Annotated in this window: 14 protein-coding genes; 7 read left to right on the plus strand and 7 right to left on the minus strand. The window is 61.8% G+C overall.

Features of this window, described 5'->3' with window-relative positions; genetic code table 11:
• Window position 1: 1 nt before the first annotated feature.
• Window positions 2-1,225 (plus strand): cyclopropane-fatty-acyl-phospholipid synthase family protein, encoded by a 1,224-nt coding sequence (locus ABLE71_RS02860; RefSeq protein ID WP_348781853.1) that lies wholly within the window; start codon window positions 2-4, stop codon window positions 1,223-1,225.
• Between the two features lie 467 nt (window positions 1,226-1,692).
• Here ABLE71_RS02860 and ABLE71_RS02865 read toward each other — a convergent pair whose 3' ends face one another.
• The 7 genes from ABLE71_RS02865 to ABLE71_RS02895 all read right to left on the minus strand — a co-directional run bounded on the left by ABLE71_RS02865 (window position 1,693) and on the right by ABLE71_RS02895 (window position 8,836).
• On the minus strand, window positions 1,693-3,069 hold the full coding sequence (locus ABLE71_RS02865) for an FGGY-family carbohydrate kinase (protein WP_348781854.1): 1,377 nt from the start codon (window positions 3,067-3,069) through the stop codon (window positions 1,693-1,695).
• The gene (gene rhaM / locus ABLE71_RS02870) at window positions 3,066-3,386 is read right to left on the minus strand and encodes an L-rhamnose mutarotase (RefSeq protein ID WP_348781855.1); all 321 of its coding nucleotides are present in this window, start codon (window positions 3,384-3,386) and stop codon (window positions 3,066-3,068) included. The genes ABLE71_RS02865 and rhaM overlap by 4 nt, the downstream gene beginning before the upstream one ends.
• Entirely contained in the window at window positions 3,383-4,387 is a 1,005-nt protein-coding gene (locus ABLE71_RS02875; RefSeq protein ID WP_348781856.1) for an ABC transporter permease, read from the minus strand. The genes rhaM and ABLE71_RS02875 overlap by 4 nt, the downstream gene beginning before the upstream one ends.
• The gene (locus ABLE71_RS02880; RefSeq protein WP_348781857.1) at window positions 4,384-5,361 is read right to left on the minus strand and encodes an ABC transporter permease; all 978 of its coding nucleotides are present in this window, start codon (window positions 5,359-5,361) and stop codon (window positions 4,384-4,386) included. Before ABLE71_RS02880 ends, ABLE71_RS02875 begins: the two co-directional genes overlap by 4 nt.
• A complete protein-coding gene (locus ABLE71_RS02885) occupies window positions 5,358-6,899 on the minus strand; it encodes a sugar ABC transporter ATP-binding protein (RefSeq protein WP_348781858.1) in 1,542 nt (513 codons plus the stop codon). Before ABLE71_RS02885 ends, ABLE71_RS02880 begins: the two co-directional genes overlap by 4 nt.
• A gap of 76 nt (window positions 6,900-6,975) precedes the next feature.
• Window positions 6,976-7,971 carry a rhamnose ABC transporter substrate-binding protein gene (gene rhaS / locus ABLE71_RS02890; RefSeq protein ID WP_348781859.1) on the minus strand — a complete coding sequence of 332 codons (996 nt, stop codon included), beginning with the start codon at window positions 7,969-7,971 and terminating at the stop codon, window positions 6,976-6,978.
• 55 nt (window positions 7,972-8,026) lie between these two features.
• The gene (locus tag ABLE71_RS02895; protein ID WP_348781860.1) at window positions 8,027-8,836 is read right to left on the minus strand and encodes a DeoR/GlpR family DNA-binding transcription regulator; all 810 of its coding nucleotides are present in this window, start codon (window positions 8,834-8,836) and stop codon (window positions 8,027-8,029) included.
• 189 nt (window positions 8,837-9,025) lie between these two features.
• Between ABLE71_RS02895 and ABLE71_RS02900 the strand changes: the two genes are divergently transcribed.
• The 6 genes from ABLE71_RS02900 (at window position 9,026) to ABLE71_RS02925 (ending at window position 17,021) form a co-directional block, all read left to right on the plus strand.
• Window positions 9,026-11,128 carry a bifunctional rhamnulose-1-phosphate aldolase/short-chain dehydrogenase gene (locus tag ABLE71_RS02900; RefSeq protein WP_348781861.1) on the plus strand — a complete coding sequence of 701 codons (2,103 nt, stop codon included), beginning with the start codon at window positions 9,026-9,028 and terminating at the stop codon, window positions 11,126-11,128.
• Window positions 11,129-11,152: 24 nt separating this feature from the next.
• Window positions 11,153-12,445 (plus strand): L-rhamnose catabolism isomerase, encoded by a 1,293-nt coding sequence (rhaI, locus tag ABLE71_RS02905; RefSeq protein WP_348781862.1) that lies wholly within the window; start codon window positions 11,153-11,155, stop codon window positions 12,443-12,445.
• A 294-nt stretch (window positions 12,446-12,739) separates the two neighbouring features.
• Window positions 12,740-13,543, plus strand: coding sequence for a hypothetical protein (locus ABLE71_RS02910; RefSeq protein WP_348781863.1), 804 nt, complete (start codon window positions 12,740-12,742; stop codon window positions 13,541-13,543).
• Between the two features lie 88 nt (window positions 13,544-13,631).
• Window positions 13,632-14,063, plus strand: coding sequence for a helix-turn-helix domain-containing protein (locus ABLE71_RS02915; RefSeq protein WP_348781864.1), 432 nt, complete (start codon window positions 13,632-13,634; stop codon window positions 14,061-14,063).
• A gap of 206 nt (window positions 14,064-14,269) precedes the next feature.
• A complete protein-coding gene (locus tag ABLE71_RS02920) occupies window positions 14,270-15,991 on the plus strand; it encodes a site-specific integrase (RefSeq protein WP_348781865.1) in 1,722 nt (573 codons plus the stop codon).
• Window positions 15,975-17,021: a hypothetical protein gene (locus tag ABLE71_RS02925; protein WP_348781866.1), complete on the plus strand. Its 1,047-nt coding sequence runs from the start codon at window positions 15,975-15,977 to the stop codon at window positions 17,019-17,021. The genes ABLE71_RS02920 and ABLE71_RS02925 overlap by 17 nt, the downstream gene beginning before the upstream one ends.
• Window positions 17,022-17,192 lie beyond the last annotated feature (171 nt).

The raw sequence follows: 17,192 nt of genomic DNA on the forward strand, positions 1-17,192 counted from the left end.
CATGACAGGGAAATCCGAGGCTAGAGAGATTAACGCCGTCGACGCTCACCCAAGCGGCCTTCAAGCCCGGCTTGCGTCGCGGCTGGTCCCCCCGATTGCCGCAGGAAGACTCGTCGTCGAGTTCTCGTCGGGAGCTTGCATCGAACGCGTCGGCAGGAAGCCTGGTCCGGACGTCCGGATTCGATTGCATCGCTGGCGGGCGCTCATACGCTTTGTGGTTGGCGGCCAGGTCGGCTTCGCGAGTTCCTATCTCGATGGCGACTGGTCGACGTCTGATCTGGTGCGCCTGTTCGAACTCTTCATGCTAAACGAGGAATGCTTGCAGCCTCCCCCGTCCGCGACGCTGGCGGCACGGATTCTAGCCCGCCTGCGCCACGGCTTGCACAAGAACACCAGACGCGGAAGCAAACGCAACATCGCCGAGCACTACGACCTCGGCAATAATTTCTACGCCCCGTGGCTCGACCGGGGCATGACCTATTCAGCGGCGATGTTCGACGGCAACGAAACGCTCGAGGAAGCCCAGGAAAACAAGATCCGGCGTGTCGCCGACTTTCTGGAGCTTGAGGGTGGCGAGCGCGTGTTGGAGATCGGCTGCGGCTGGGGGGCACTTGCCGAGCACCTAGTACGGCGGCGCGGATGCCACGTAACCGGCATCACGCTTTCCCAAGAGCAGTTTTCCTACGCCTGCGACCGACTCCGGCCTGAAATTGGTTTGGGCGCCGCCGAGCTGCGTCTGCAGGACTACCGCGACGTCGACGGGCGTTTCGACCGGATCGTTGCCGTCGAGATGTTCGAGGCTGTTGGTGAAGCATACTGGAGGATATATTTCGACGCGCTGCGGCAGAGGCTCGTTCATGGCGGCACAGCGGTCCTCCAAGTAATAACGATCGCGGAGGAGCGTTTCCAGCGCTATAAGAGCTCGCCGGATTTCATCCAGCGCTATATCTTTCCGGGCGGCATGCTTCCGACAAAGGCGCACCTCCACGAGCTGGCGGCCAACGCCGGTCTGAGCGTCACTTCAGAGATTGCGTTCGGACACGGCTATGCGCGCACGTTAGCCGAATGGCGAATGCGTTTCCGACAAGCCTGGCCGCGACTGGAACCGTTCGGCTTCGACGAACGATTCCGCCGCATGTGGGAATACTACTTGTCCTACTGTGAAGTAGGTTTCAACGTGAACGCTACTGACGTAGTACTACTTCAACTCAAGGCGCCAAATTGACAGACGAACATAAACAGCGCCCCCTCTGTAGACGGCAGGCTGTCTCCGTTTTGCGAGCTGTAGGTCGGAAGTTGATCGACTGCTAGCTGTCGCTTAGTCCAAATCTGGGTAATGCAGGTGTTGTGGATGGCCGGGATGGGCCGTGAACGGACTGGCGGCTTCCAGGCGCAGAACTTGAATTGCGGACATTCCGATCGGCGAACGGCGCTCCAGTACGGCGACGTTGCCGAGCAGCCTGATCAGCCATTCGTGCGGGACCGGGCCGCTGCCGGAAAGAACAGCGTGCTCCTCAACTAGGGCGCCGATGGACTGCGCTGGGCTTGCAATCCTGAGAAATTAAGCAGCTTCGGCCCGAACGGGCACGCCGGCCGCTGGTACGGCCCAGACCAACACGGGAACTGACCAGCAAGGTCGGATCGAAACGATAGCGGAAGTTCACCTTGTGCTCCTCCAGTGGGCCTGGGATGTCACCTGGCTGCAACTGCAGACCGCCACGCGGCAGCATACCGACGGAACGTTTCCAAACCGACTCCCACATCCTCTCGATCGCTCGATGCGATGACCGAGCGCGCCTTCCTAGCGAGCAACGCAGCGCCCATACTTGTACCGGTGCTCTCCCGCTCGCCGGTCACCACGGGCCGCTGCCCTGCTGCCTCCAGCATGGTCAGGTATGGCTTGTTTCCAGAGAAAGGACCTTCCACGACCACGATTCCCTCTGCGCCAATGAGGTCCAGGCAAGTCGTCGTCATTAGGGCGAGATACAACGAAACGGCCGCGTGACGGGCGCCGCCATGCGGTTCGGCGCCGACCCATTGCGCATGACGCCCCGGAAATGGCCCCGAACCTGCGATGGCCGAAGGCAACAGCATCGTATGTCCGTCCAGCACCGCCGCGAGGTCGTCATCCGAGGGTTGCTCCGAATGGCCCTCCATGAGCAGTTCGAACTCCCGTCCGCCCATGAAGCGCGCCGACGGTACCAGGTCGCCGAACGCGTTGACATTGATCAGCGTGTCGCGCGCCGGGTCGAGCGGCGTGGAGGCGGCGCCGATGGCCATCGCAACGACCCAGGTGCCGGTCGAGACGACGGCGAAGGGCGGCTTGCGTGCCAAGAGATGCGGCAGCAGCGAGGCGTTGGAATCGTGGATGCCGCAAAGGACGGGCGTGGCCGGATCGAGGCCGGTACGGACTGCGATGGCGGGCAGCAGCGGGCCGAGTTCGTCGGACGCCTTGCGCGGCGGAGGGAAAAGTTCGCGCCAGCCCATCCGCTCGACGAGGGAGGAGAAGTCGCGCGCCCCGGGGTTCCAGAGGTCGGTATGACAGCCGAGCGAGGTGACCTCGCTTGCGACGACGCCGGTAAGCTTCGCGGCCCAGAATTGCGGATAGGGGAGGATGACGCGCGCCTTCGCGAAGGCTTCCGGAAAGGTCTTCTGAAGCCAGAAGAGCTGCGCGCCGAGATTGAGGCCGGCGGGCAACGCGGGCGTGCCGGTCTCCGAAAAAGGCGGGCGCACGGCTTCGTAGGCGCCGCGCAGCCGATCGGGACCATCGAATTCGTAGTCGAGGGCAGGCAGCGCGAGATCGCCCCCCGCGTCGACCAGCGCGGCGGTCGCGCCGTGCGTCGTGACCGAAATCGCATCGACGGGATGCTCGCGACCCAGCCCCGCCAGCCCGTCGAGGATGAAGGCCCAGAGTGCTTCGACGTCGTGGTGCGGATAGGGGCCGTCCATGCGCGGCCGGTTGGGCTGCCGGCGGGACGCCACTTCGCTCGACGTGTCGAGATCGACCAGAGCGACCTTCGCATTGGTCTTGCCGATGTCTATGACGGCGACGTGGCGGACGTCGGTCATTTCATGTGGAAGACGGTTTCGAGCGGCACGGCGACCGGCTCATGGTCTGGCTTCGTTTCCATGATGTCCGCCATATGCGCCCACCAGCGTTTCATCACCGGATGGTTGGGAAGGTCCGCCATACGATGATCGCCGCGCCGCCACAAAACGCCGAAGAGGGTGTTCGTCTCCTCGTCGAGGTGGATCGAATAGTCGGACATGCCGGCATCCTTCAGGAGCGTGACCAGATCCGGCCAGATCTCGTCGTGCCGTTTGATGTATTCGGCCTTCATGCCCGGATGAAGCTTCATCCGGAACGCGTATTTCTCCGCCGTCATGCCAAGCTTCTCCCGGCGACACGCTTCCACACGATGGGTAGCGCGATGACGACGATCAGCAGCAGGCCGATGAAGATCGACATGACGATGCCGGGCACGTTGAGCAGGCCGAGCCCGAAGGTGACGAGCCCCATGATGAAGGCGGCGAGGACGACGCCCGGGATGCTGCCCGAGCCGCCGAGGATCGAGACGCCGCCGAGCACGACCATGGTGATTGCCTCGAGCTCGTAGCCCTGCGCGATCGAGGGGCGGGTCGAGCCAAGACGTGAGGTGATGAGCACCGAGGCAATGCCGGCCATCAGCCCGGTGAGGCAGAACAGGATGAACTTGATGCGTCCGACGCGGACGCCCGAGAACTGCGCGGCTATCGGATTGTTGCCGATAGCGAAGATGCGGCGGCCGAAACTCGTGCGATGAAGCAGGAAGCCGTAGACAACCGCGGCGGCGAGGAACAGCACCAGCTCGACGGAGACCACCCACCAGACATAGCCCTGGCCGAAGAAGGCGAAGTCGGCCGGATAGCCCTTGTAGGCCTGGTCGCCGAGGATGATGTAGGAGATGCCGCGGAAGAGGCTCATCGTGCCGATGGTGACGACGATGGACGGCAGGCCCAGCCTGGTGACCATCGCGCCGTTGAAGGCGCCGCAGGCGAGCCCGACCGAAATGCCGATCAGGACGAGCCCCGGCGTGCCGACGCCGGCCTGGACCGCCATGCCCATTAAAGTGGAAGCGAGCGCGATGATGGCGGCGACCGACAGGTCTATCTCGCCGGAGATGATGAGCAGCGCCATGGCGAGCGCAATCAGCGCCTTCTCCGTGAAGTTGAAGGTGAGGTCGGAGAGCGACCAGGCATTCAGGAAATACGGCGACGCAAAACTGTTGAGGATGAAGATGGCGATGGCGACGACGACCAGCAGCGCCTCCCAGGAGAAGACAGCCGAACGGAGCGGGTTGTCGAGCCGGTTCGGGATGTTGCGGGGCGAGTGGACGACGTCGCTCATGCGGCCCCTGCTTTCCTGAGGATGATGCGGCCCTGCTTGCGTTCGCCGCGCGCGTTGAGCACGACGGCAAGGATGATGGCGCTGCCGGAGATCGCCATCTGCCAGAAGGGCGATACGTTGATGACCGGCAGCGCGGACTGGATGATGCCGAGGAAGATCGCGCCGAGAACCGCGCCGCCGACAGAGCCGATACCGCCGGCAATCGAGATACCACCGATGACGCAGGCCGCGATGATGGAGAGTTCGTAGCCGTTGGCGACCTCGACGGAAGCGATGACGTAGCGCGACACCCAGAGATAGCCGGAAAGGCCGGCAACCATACCGGAGATGCAGAAGGTGATGAATTTGGTGCGGCCGACGTCGATGCCGGCATAGACGGAGGCGGTGGGGTTGACGCCGATGGCGTAGATCGAGCGGCCGAGCGGCGTGCGGGTCATCAGCAGAAAGAAAGCAGCGATGACGAGGATGGCGATCCAGGATAGCACCGGAATGCCGGCGAGGCTCGCGCGCTGGAAGTTGATGAAGGCCGGGCTCATCTGGTCGGCATTGACCCAGGCGCCGCCGGAAAGGACGAAGGTTGCGCCGCGATAGATGGTGAGCGTGCCGAGCGTGACGACGATCGAGGGAATGTCGAGCTTCCAGACGAGCAGGCCGTTGACCGAGCCGAGCACGAGGCCGATGGCGAGTGCGGCGGCGATAATGAGTGGGAGCGGCAGGGCAGGGAAGGCGGCGTTGAGCATCGCCACCGCCATGCCGGTGAAGGCGAGGTTCGCCGCCATCGACAGGTCGATCGAGCGCGTGAGGATGACAGCCATCTGCCCGAGCGCCAGGATCATCAGGATCGAGGTGTCATTGAAGACGGTGGCGAGGTTGCCCGGCCGCGCGAAGCCGGGGAAGCGCGCGGCAACGAGGCCGATCATCGCGGCGATGGCGGCGACCAGCCAGACCTCGCGGTTCTTGAACAGCGCTCTCATGCGGCGATCCCCGCAGCAGTCTGCACGAGCGTTTCGGCGTCGAGGTTCTTGTTGTCGTAGATCGCGGCGATACGCCCCTCGCGCATGACCACTACGCGATCCGACATGCCGAGGATTTCCGGCAGTTCGGACGAGACCATGATGACGGAAAGCCCTTCGGCGACGAGTTCCGCCATGAAACCGTGCACGGCGGCCTTGGATCCGATGTCGATGCCCTTGGTCGGCTCGTCGAGGATGATGACCTTGGGCGTGGTGGCAAGCCACTTGGCGATGACCACCTTCTGCTGGTTGCCGCCCGACAGCGTGCCGACATCCTGGCTGAGAGAGGAGGCGCGCAGGTCGAGCCGGCCGGTGTAGCGCCGCGCGAGGTCGAACTCTTCCTTCAGGCGAAGAACGCCGGATTTCGAGGTGCGCTGGAGCGACGGCAGCGAGACATTCTTGAAGATCGGCATGCCGATCACGACGCCCTGCTTGCCGCGCTCTTCCGGTACGTAGACGATGCCGGCTTCGATCGCGTCGGCGGCGGATTTCGGCTGGATGGCCTTGCGGTCGAGTGAGATCGCGCCGCGGCTCGTCCTTGTGATGCCGAAGATCGCCTGCATGACTTCGCTTCGCCCGGCTCCGACCAGCCCGTAGAAGCCGAGGATTTCGCCCCTGCGAAGCTCGAAGGAGATGTCGTCGAACTCGGTCGGATGCGACAAGTTGGAGACGGCGAGCACCGGCGCACCGATGTTGGGAGTGCGCTCGGGAAAGATGTGGTCGACCGCGCGGCCGACCATCATCTTGACGATGCCACCTTGCGTGGCGTCGGCGAGCAGACCTTGGCCGACCATCTCGCCGTCGCGGAAGACGGTGTAGCGGTCGGCGATGTGGAAAATCTCATCGAACTTGTGGCTGATGAAAAGGATGGCTTTGCCCTCGCTCTTCAGGAACTCGATGAGCAGGAAAAGCTCCTCGATCTCCTTGGCGGAGAGTGCGGCGGTCGGCTCGTCCATGATGACGATCTGCGCGTCGATCGACATGGCGCGCGCCACCGCGACGAGATGCTTGTTGGCGATGCCGAGGTCGCGCAGCCGCGCGTTCTCGTCGATATGGCCGGCATGCATCGTGTCGAGCACTTCGCGCGCATTGGCGCGCATCGTCTTCCAGTCGATCGTGCCGAAACGCGTACGCGGCGCATGGCCGAGGAAGATGTTTTCGGCGACCGACAGATCGTCGAACAGCACGGTCTCCTGATGGATGGCGGTGATGCCGTGCTCGAAAGCCTTGTGAGCGGTGGAGAGCACAACGTCTGTGCCGTCGACGCTGATCTCGCCGGTATCGGGTTGATAGATGCCAGTCAGGATCTTGACTAGGGTGGACTTGCCGGCGCCGTTTTCGCCGATCAGCGCGGTGACCTGGCCCGGATAAAGCGACAGGCTGACATTGTGGAGCGCGCGCACGCCGGGAAAGGATTTCGACACGCCGGCAAGCACGAGCCGCGGCGCGGTGGCCGGCGGGGGCGCTTTCAGATCGGCTGTCGGGGCTGTGGTGTGCATATCCATATCCGCCCCGGCGGGGTCGAGAGGGGCGGCGGGTGAAAGATCCCGCCGCACCGGTGAGAATAGACCCAGATCAGTAGATCTTCGAGAATTCCTCGATGTTGGTCTTGTCGAACTGGAAGGGCGCAGCCATCGCAGCCGAATTGGTGTCGTCGAGCGTGATCGAGCCGACACGGCCGATCGAGATGGTTGCGCCGGGCTTCGCCTCGGCCTTCTTGGTCGCGAGCTGATACGAGATCTGCACGGCCGAGTAGCCGAGGTCGATCGGGTTCCAGAGCGCGACGGCCTGCGACGAGCCGTTGTCGATGAACTTCTTGAACTCGGACGGCAGCGCGAGGCCGGTGACGTTGATCTTGCCGATCAGGTTCTGGTCGGTCACGACCTGCGCCGCCGCGACGACGCCGACCGTGGTCGGAGCGATGATCGCCTTAAGGTTCGGGTACGAGGAGATCAGGCCCTTGGCCTCGTTGGTCGACTTCACCGAGTCATCGTCGCCATAGACGGTGGCGACGAGGTTGATCTTCGGGAACTTCTCCGGCAGCACCTTCTTGGCCGCTTCGATCCAGGCGTTCTGGTTGGTGGCGGTCGACGAGGCCGACAGGATTGCGACGTCGCCGCCTTCCGGCAGGTAGTCGGCCGCGAGCTTGATGATCGTCTCGCCGATCAGATTGGTATCGGATGGGTTCAGGTGAACCTGGCGGCCTTCCTGAGCGACGCCGGAGTCCCATGAGATCACGGTGATGCCGCGGTCCATCGCCTTCTTCAGCGCCGGAACCAGCGCGTCGGGATCGTTGGCGGAGATGGCGATGGCATTCACCTGCTGCGCGACCAGTGAGTTGATGATTTCGATCTGGCCTTCGGCGGTGGCCGAGGTCGGGCCGGTGTAGATCACCTCGACGTCGCCGAGCTCCTTGGCAGCTTCCTGGGCGCCCTTGTTGGCGGCGTCGAAGAAGCCGTTGCCGAGCGACTTCACCACCAGGCCGATCTTGATCGGCTCGGCATTGGCAGCCGTCGCGAACATCGCCACGGAAATCGCTGCCGTCATCATCAGCTTTTTCAAAATGCTCATCGAATATCCTCCCTTGAGCGTTGCATTACCATCAGCACTGCGGCGCGGGATTTCCCTAAGCCTGCAGCGAAGATTCCTCCCGGCCAGCTGCCGACTTGCGCGCCACGATGAGCGCGACGCCGGCCGTTTCGAGCATCTTTGCCTCGCGGTCGTCGATGCCCTCGTCGGTGATGACGGTCGCGATGCGCGACAGGCCGCACAGGATCAGGCTCGACCGCAGTCGGAATTTCGAGGAATCGACCAGCACGACGAGTTCGTCGGCCTGGTCGACAAGCTTCTGCTCGGCCTGGATGAGCAGCGGATCGGCCTCCATCAGGCCAAGCGGCCCGAGGCCCTGCGCGCCCATGAACATACGCCGCGCGTAGAAATTGCGCGTCACGTCGTTGTCGAAGGGCGAGAGAATGATGTTCTGCTCGCGATAGATCGTGCCGCCCGACAGCATCACCGTGTTCTTGGAGTGCTTGAGCAGGTGTTCGGCGATCGGAAACGAATTGGTGAAGATCGGCATGCGGCGGCCGGTGAGGAAATGCACCATCTGGAAGGTGGTGGTGCCGCCATTGATGATGATCGGCTCGCCGTCCTTGCAGAGCTCAACCGCCTCACGGGCGATCGCGCGCTTCTGCGCGGCGTGCAGCGTCTCGTTGACGGAGAACGGCCGGCCGGCGAGGCCGACGAATTGCGGCGGGGAGATCGCCTCGGCGCCGCCACGCACGCGGCGCAGGCGTTTCTGGACATGCAGGGCGGCGATGTCGCGCCGGATGGTCGCCTCGGACGATTCCGTCAGGTCGACCATCTCCTGCACCGTCACCACAGGCTTTTCCTGGACGGCGGACAGGATCAGGCGATGGCGCTCTTTTTCGTGCATGGTTCCTCCCGTGCAGGCTCATCTACGCATCAGGCGCAAGCAGTGTCAATCATTTCCGATCATGATTTCTCTTTGTGCAGTGCAGTGTGATCGGATTTGATCGTTTGTGATTGACAACAACCCAGCACGGTGTGATTTTGCGGAAAACAGCGCGCTTGCCATTGGCGCGTTCTACGGGAGGTTTCACCGATGCTCGACAAGCGCACCCCCGCGCGCCTCGCCAATCTTTGGGACGACGAAAAAGCCTCAGACCTGAGCGAGCCGGAGCGTCTGGTATACCGCTCCAATACGCTCGGCTCCGACAAGCGCGTGACCAATTACGGCGGTGGCAACACCTCGTCGAAGGTCCGGCAGAAGGACCCGCTGACCGGCGAGGATGTCGAGGTGCTCTGGGTGAAGGGATCGGGCGGCGACAGCGCCTCGATCAAGCTCGACGGTTTTGCCACGCTCTACATGGACAAACTGCGCGCGCTGAAGGGGCTCTATCGCGGCGTCGAGCACGAGGACGAGATGGTGGGCTATTTGCCCCACTGTACCTTCGCGCTGAATCCCCGCGCGGCCTCCATCGACACGCCGCTGCACGCCTATGTGCCGCGCGCGCATGTCGATCACATGCACCCGGACGCAATCATTGCGATCGCGGCAGCGAAGAATTCCAAGGAACTGACCAGGGAAATCTTCGGCGACGCGATCGGCTGGCTGCCATGGAAGCGGCCGGGCTTCGAGCTCGGCCTGTGGCTGGAAAAATTCTGCAAGGAAAACCCCGAGGCCAAGGGCGCGATCCTTGAAAGCCACGGCCTGTTTACCTGGGGCGACACGCAGAAGGAATGCTACGAAACCACGATCTCGGTGATCAACGAGGCGATGGCCTGGTTCGAGCGCGAGAGCAAAGGCAAGGCGATTTTCGGCGGCGCGGTGGTGCCGTCGCTGGAGCCGGAGGCGCGGCGTGCCATCGCAGCGCGGCTGATGCCTGAGATCCGCGGCCTTATCTCGAAGACGAGCCACAAGGTCGGCCATTTCGACGACTCGCCTGAAGTGCTGGAGTTCGTGAATTCCAGGGATCTGCGGGTATTGGCGCCGCTAGGCACCTCCTGCCCCGACCATTTCCTGCGCACGAAAATCCGGCCGCTCCTGATCGAGTTCGATCCGGCCAAACCCGATGTCGATGCGGTGATCGCTAGGCTGCCCGAGGACGTCGCCGCCTATCGTGTGGGCTACCAGGCCTACTACGACCGCTGCAAGCATCCGGATTCGCCACCCGTCCGTGACCCGAACGCCGTGGTCTACCTGATGCCGGGCGTCGGCATGGTCACCTTCGCCGGCGACAAGGCGACGGCGCGCATCTCCGGCGAGTTCTACGTCAACGCGATCAACGTGATGCGCGGTGCGTCGACCGTCTCGTCCTATGTCGGCCTGCCGGAGCAGGAAGCCTTCGACATCGAATACTGGCTGCTCGAGGATTTGAAGCTGCAGCGGCTGCCAAAGCCGAAGTCGCTGGCGGGCAGGATCGCGCTGGTGACCGGCGGCGCCGGCGGCATCGGCCGCGCCACGGCGACACGCCTGCTCGGCGAAGGCGCCTGCGTCGTGCTCGCCGATATCGACGAGCAGGCGCTCTCCGCCGCGCATGAAGAGCTCGGCAAGCGGTTCGGAGCCGACTTCGTCCGCTCGGTCAAAGTGGACGTGACGAAGGAAGACGCCGTCATCGGCGGCTTCGCCGAAATGGCCGTCGAATATGGCGGCATCGACATCCTCGTGTCGAATGCCGGACTCGCCTCATCCGCCCCGATTGAGGAAACCACGCTGGCGCTCTGGAACAAGAATATGGACATTCTCGCGACCGGCTATTTCCTGGTCAGCCGCGAGGCGTTCCGGCTGTTCCGTGCGCAGGAAATTGGCGGCAATGTGGTGTTCGTCGCGTCGAAGAACGGGCTCGCGGCCTCGCCCAACGCCGCCGCCTATTGCACCGCCAAGGCGGCCGAAATCCATCTCGCCCGCTGTCTCGCACTGGAAGGCGCGGAAGCCCAGATTCGCGTCAACGTGGTCAATCCCGACGCTGTGCTGCGCGGTTCGAAAATCTGGACCGGCGAGTGGAAAGAACAGCGAGCCGCGGCCTATAAGATGTCGACCGACGATCTGGAGGAGCACTACCGCTCGCGCTCGATGCTGAAGCGCTCGGTATTTCCCGAAGACATCGCCGAGGCGATCTATTTTTTCGCGTCGGAAATGTCGGCAAAATCGACCGGCAACATCATCAACGTCGACGCGGGCAACGCGCAGAGTTTTACGCGCTAGCCAGTCCGGCGCGGGAGGAAAGCGATGAGCGAAACGATTATCCCGGCCGATGTCGTAGAAAAGGGCAATGCGGCGCGTGAAAACGATCTCCGGCGCGACTACGCATCCCTCGGCGAGCGGCTCGACCGGCGCGGCATTGCCATCGACGCCATCCGCGACAGGATCGCCGCCTTCCACGTCGCGATACCGTCCTGGGGCGTCGGCACCGGCGGCACGCGTTTCGCACGCTTTCCGGGCGAAGGCGAGCCGCGCGACATATTCGACAAGATCGAGGATTGCGCGGTCATCCAGCAACTCACCCGCGCCACGCCTGATGTCTCGCTGCACATCCCCTGGGACAAGGCAGACCCGAAGCGGCTGAAGCAGGCGGCCTCGCGCTTCGGTCTCGGCTTCGACGCGATGAACTCCAACACCTTCGCCGACGCCAAGGACCAGGCGCTGTCCTACAAGTTCGGCTCGCTCAGCCACGCCGACGCCGGCACGCGCAAGCAGGCGGTCGAGCACAATCTCGAATGCATCGAGATCGGCAGGACGCTGGGCTCGAAGGCGCTGACGGTATGGATCGGCGACGGCTCGAATTTTCCAGGCCAGGTCAATTTCGCCAGGTCGTTCGAGCGCTATCTGGACTCCATGCGCGAGATCTATGCCGAGCTGCCTGACGACTGGCGGCTTTTCACCGAGCACAAGATGTACGAGCCGGCCTTCTATTCGACCGTCGTGCAGGACTGGGGCACCAACTACATCATTGCGCAGGAGCTTGGGCCTAAGGCCTATTGCCTGGTCGACCTCGGCCACCATGCGCCGAACGTCAACATCGAGATGATCGTGTCCAGGCTGATCCAGTTTAAGAAGCTTGGCGGCTTCCACTTCAACGATTCGAAATATGGCGACGACGACCTCGATACGGGGTCGATCGATCCCTACCGGCTGTTCCTCGTCTTCAACGAGCTGGTCGATGCCGAGTTGAACAAGGCCGAGGGTTTCGACCCCGCGCATATGCTCGACCAGAGCCACAATGTGACCGACCCGATCGAGAGCCTGATGCTGTCGGCAGTCGAGGTGCTGCGCGCCTATGGCGCGGCGCTTCTGGTCGACCGGGCGGCGCTTGCCGGCTACCAGGATGGGAACGATGCGCTGATGGCGACCCAGACGTTGAAGGCAGCGTTCCGCACGGACATTGACCCGATCCTTGCCATGGTGCGGCTGCTGGCCGGCGGCGCGATCGATCCGGTCGCAGCGTATCGAGCGAGTGGCTATCGCAAGAAGGTGGCGGCGGAACGGCCGACGGTGGCGTCCGGAGGCGGCGGTATAGTCTGAGATCGCGCCCCATGGAAGACATTCTGCGACGAGGCATCAATCGTCGCTTATTTCCCATTCAGTTTTCCATTTTGCTCGCCTAGGATGTCTGCTCTCAGCATGCAACAAATCTGATCTGGGTGGCCGATATGAGGCGCATAGCTGTCGGGCAGCTTTGCGAGGTCTTCCTCGCTGCGGAGGCTGTTCCCTCCATCCGCAACGCCCCGGTCGCCAAACAGCATCTCTTGATCAAACTCGCGAACAATCCGATACCAAATGTTCGTACAGCACCAAGTCTGTTTGAGGTCTTCCAATATGCAGTTGACCATCGAAGTTAAGATCAACCTACACGTACCCATCAGAAACATGGGTGGAAACCACATATATCCGGGAGTTTCACACACCGAAAAGACGATCAGCCCCGTGGCTGCTGCTAGCGCGCTTCGCAACAGGCAGATGAAAAGGGATGGGCTTACCAAAGGGCAGTTTAGGGCGCGGCGCATTAGAGAGATTGAGCGGGCCAAAAAAGAATACAAGGAGTCACATGAGCGCGCGGACGGAGTGCAACTCGAGGAGTTCGTCACCAAGCATATGGTTCAATACGACCAGCAAGTCGTTGATGATCTGGTCGCGTACAGGAAATTCCCGGACAAGCTTTGGGCAGCATGGAAGGCTGGGACCCTCAAGCTCTACTACGAAAACACGAGTTCCCTCGACTCTATCGCGCATGGAATGCGTGAGGTGCGTGGGCTGAACTCGAAGAAGGAGTTCTTGCAGGCCACGCGCCTCCTAAGGCTCGATTCAACGGCAAGTGCCATTGTTTTTGATTTGGCAAAGCGCTGCAGAACCTTCTTCTTAAAGGCGGATCTGGAGATGTGGCTTGCAAATGCGCTGGACGGGGACGACGACGCAATCCTGCAGGCTACGGAAGCCCTTTCGGCAAGCCTTGCCTCGGACCAGGAGATGCCGAAAGAGAGCGCGCGCGAATTTGTAAGGCAGAATTTCACAAACATATCCGAACGCCGGTTCGCTGGGGAAGTGTGGCCAAACGCGCGAGAGGCAGTAGGGCTGGCACGGATGGGGCGACCGGGTCCGAAGAGGAAGCTCAAACTGCACTGATCCTCACCTTTTGTGAATTCGTGACACTGAATACGGAGGTGGAAATCAGCTAGGGCCATCGTCTGACAAGCTTGCTCAGAGATGGACAATGACGCCCGCAGCTGAATTGCTAGAGTCCTTCCTCGGCCATCGCGATGCTGCCGAAATTGAGAGCGATCGCCGGCTCCAGGAAAAGCATGGTCTGCCGACGGACCGCGCCGCGCTCTCGGTCAAGGAGTTCTGCGCCTGGGCCGGAATAAGCCGCAGCACACTGTACAACATGATAGCTGCGCATGAGATCCGTGTTCGCAAGGTCGGCAACCGGACCGTCGTGTTATGCCGCGATGCTTTGGCATGGCTCGAGGCTCTTCCTGAACTTCGTGTCGAAGAAGTCTCCCTCGCCCCTCCCCGATTACAGCAGTTGGCGAAGCTCCATCACCCTCACCGCGCTACCTCTCAGCACACGAAGTCTCGCGTCGCTTCGATTGTTCCGTCCGCACCGTCCGTCGCTGGATCGCCGACGGAGAGCTTGCAGCGGTGACTGTCGGCGGTCTCTGCCGGATCGCCGAAACCGACCTCGAAGCGATGATTAATAAGCAAGCGTGAGCAGTGTCCATTTGTTCAATGAAAACAACGTCTCAGCCTATATTCGGGAATACACTGGCAATACAGACGTTCCAGTTATTCTAATGTAGTATTCCCGAATGTCACTGTCTGTCATCTCTTGGCATTTATGGAGTTCAAGCCATGAAAATCGATCCGGAAATCGCTGGTCGGTCCATCGCGTATGCCGAACTCGTCCAGATGATCGAGTCCAGCCGGCACTCCGACACCCGCAAGAGAGACATGGTGTCTGCCGTCAACCGGGTTCTCAAGATGGGCGGCTTCTGGGGCAACGGGTTTGTCTTCTCGGTCGACGCCGTGCGCTCTTTGACCGCTTCTATAAGGCCGGCAGCGCATGGCGTGTCGCCAAAATCATTGGCCAACATCCAATCGAACCTAAGGGCAGCACTAAGGCTGGTCGGCATCATCGATGCCGCCGGCGGTTACCGGACAAAGCGCGATCCTCATTGGTCACTGCTGCACACCGTATTCCAAGACAAGTCGCTCCTGGGGCTGAGCCGCTTCATCAACTACTGCGCGGAGCAATCGGTTCATCCGGAAACGGTGAATGACGATATCGTGCTTGGCTTCCACGCCTGGCTGAAGACGAGGACGATCGAGCCCCGGCCAGACACTGTGGCAAGGGCAATACCCCGGCTCTGGAACCGGGCCAGCGAACGTGTGGCCGGCTGGCCAACTACACGGCTGAGGTCACTGCAGATCGGAATCAAGCCGCGCAAGACGGCTTGGGCCGATCTACCCGACGCGCTGCGTCGGGAGGCTGAGGCCTACCTCGCCATGCGTGCCAACCCGGATATCTTCGACGAACGCCTTGGCGCGCCTGTGCGCCCGCTTGCGCAAGGAACCTTGCGACTGCAGCGCGAACATATCCGGCTGGCCTTCGATGTAGTTAGCAAGGCGGCCACCCCTGTCGAAACGCTTGCCGATCTCGTTGCTTCGGAAAACTTCAAGGCCGTCCTGCGCCACTACCTTGGGGAAACAACCACGAAGCCAAATGCTTTTGCGACTGCGATCGCCAAGACACTGATTGCGGTCGCCACGCACCACGTCCGGGTCGAAGCCGGCGAGCTTGCCCGTCTGAACAAGCTTGCCGCAAAGCTCCCCGCCGTGCCTTTCGACCTGACCGCCAAAAACAAGGCGCTCATTCAGGCCGTGCGTGACGAGAATGTTCTGGGTGCACTTGTCGGCCTCCCCTCACGTTTGTTCGTTGAAGCCAGGCGCCGTTTGGCCCATGGCAGGTCCGCTCATGCTGTCGCACATAGCGGCCTGGCCATCGCCTTGCTGCTCATTGCTCCGATGCGTCCGCAGAACCTTGTTGCGCTGAACTGGCGGCGTCACGTTAGAGAGTTCCATGGACCTCGCGGAGTCTTGACACTGCTCATCCCGGCTACAGAGACCAAGACAAGGCGTGCTGACCTGCTCTACGAGCTCGATGAAACGACATCGGCCATGTTGCGCTGGAACCGCAAGGTGCTGCCGTCGATTGGCGCCGATCCGGAAGGCGACGTGTTTGCCAAGCCCGGTGGAAAGCGGCTGGGCCAGTCGAGCCTCAGCAGAGCCATCACCGTTGCCATCGAGAAGCGCGTCGGGATCGAGATGACCGCGCACCAGTTCCGGCACCTTGCGGCTTACCGCTATCTCGAAGCCCGCCCGGAGGACTTTGAGACAGTGCGCCAGCTTCTCGGACACTCCTTTGGCAAGACAACCCTGATCTACGCCGGTCTGTCGGGCGAACGGGCCAGCCGTGCCTATGGGGAAATTGTGGTCGCCAAGATGGCAGCATTGGAGAAGAGAAGGTCGAGGAAGATCCGCCGGAAGCGGTTCGGCAATGCCCAGGAAATCTGAAGTCCATCGACCCTTGAAACACCTCCCGAAAGACCAATGGCCCTCGGGCGACCGCCTGCGTTTTGAGTTGGCCCGTCAGCCTCGCGATATCTTCGACGAATCTGCTCCATCGTGTTCCAACTGGTCCGAAGGTACTTGGCGCCGCGTGGAAACGCCCTACCGCAGGTGGCTTGGCTTTTTGGCGCTCGAGTTCCCGGCCGATCTCCTGCTGCCCGCGGAGAAGAGGATCATACCTGAACGAGTGAAAGGTTTTGTCGAGCATCTCGTTGAGACCATTCGCGATACATCCATAGTGATAAATCTCGAAGGTCTTCTCATGGCCGCTCGTCTGCTTGCGCCTGATGACGATTTTGATTGGCTGTCAGCTTTGAAGAACCGCTTGGCCATAAGAGCGCGCCCAATGGAGCGGCTCTCCAAACTCAAGATGCCCTGGGATACCTTGGCGCTTGGGTTGTCGTTGATGGACGGCGCGATGATCGCCTCGCCGCGCAATCACCTGCTCAATGAAATCGAATACCGGGACGGATTGATCATTGCCCTTTTGTCGCTGTGGCCGATCCGCCGCAGGAGCATGGCGGCGCTAACCGGCAGCAGGCACATTGTGCGCAGCTGCAACACGCTGACCATAAACCTGTTCGGCGCCGATACGAAAACCGGCAGGCCGCACTCGTTCGTCGTACCTGCAAAGCTGAGCCCGTACTTGATTTACTATCTCGACGTCGTACGCCCACGTCTTCTAAAATACGTGCCCCATGACGCGCTCTGGGTCTCCCAGCATGGAAAAGAGCTTACAGCCGGATCCGTCTACCTGACCATCCGCAAGCACACGCGCGAACACTTCGGCGCGGCAATGGGAATGCATGACTTCCGTCGCGCCGCGGCAACCTCGCTTGCCCTCGAGGCCCCTGACAAGGTCGGACTCGCGAGCAGCCTGCTTCAACACGCCAAGCAAGATACGACCGGCCGGCACTACAACCTCGCCGGAATGGCGCATGCAAGTAGAAGGTTTCGAGAGGCAATTGATCCTTAGTGGTTTCAGAGCGCTAGAATGGCTATCGAAAAGGGCCTCGGATCTGCTGCCCGTGGGATTTGTGTCCGTTGGGAGGATGTCCGCAAAGCGTGTGCACACTCTATTGGACTGGCTTTTTTGGTCAAAATTGGTGTCCGCAGGCCTATACCTCAATGGACGCGTAACAATCCC

It is taken from the genome of Mesorhizobium sp. KR9-304, assembly GCF_040049215.1.
Classification (GTDB): Bacteria; Pseudomonadota; Alphaproteobacteria; order Rhizobiales; family Rhizobiaceae; genus Mesorhizobium_K.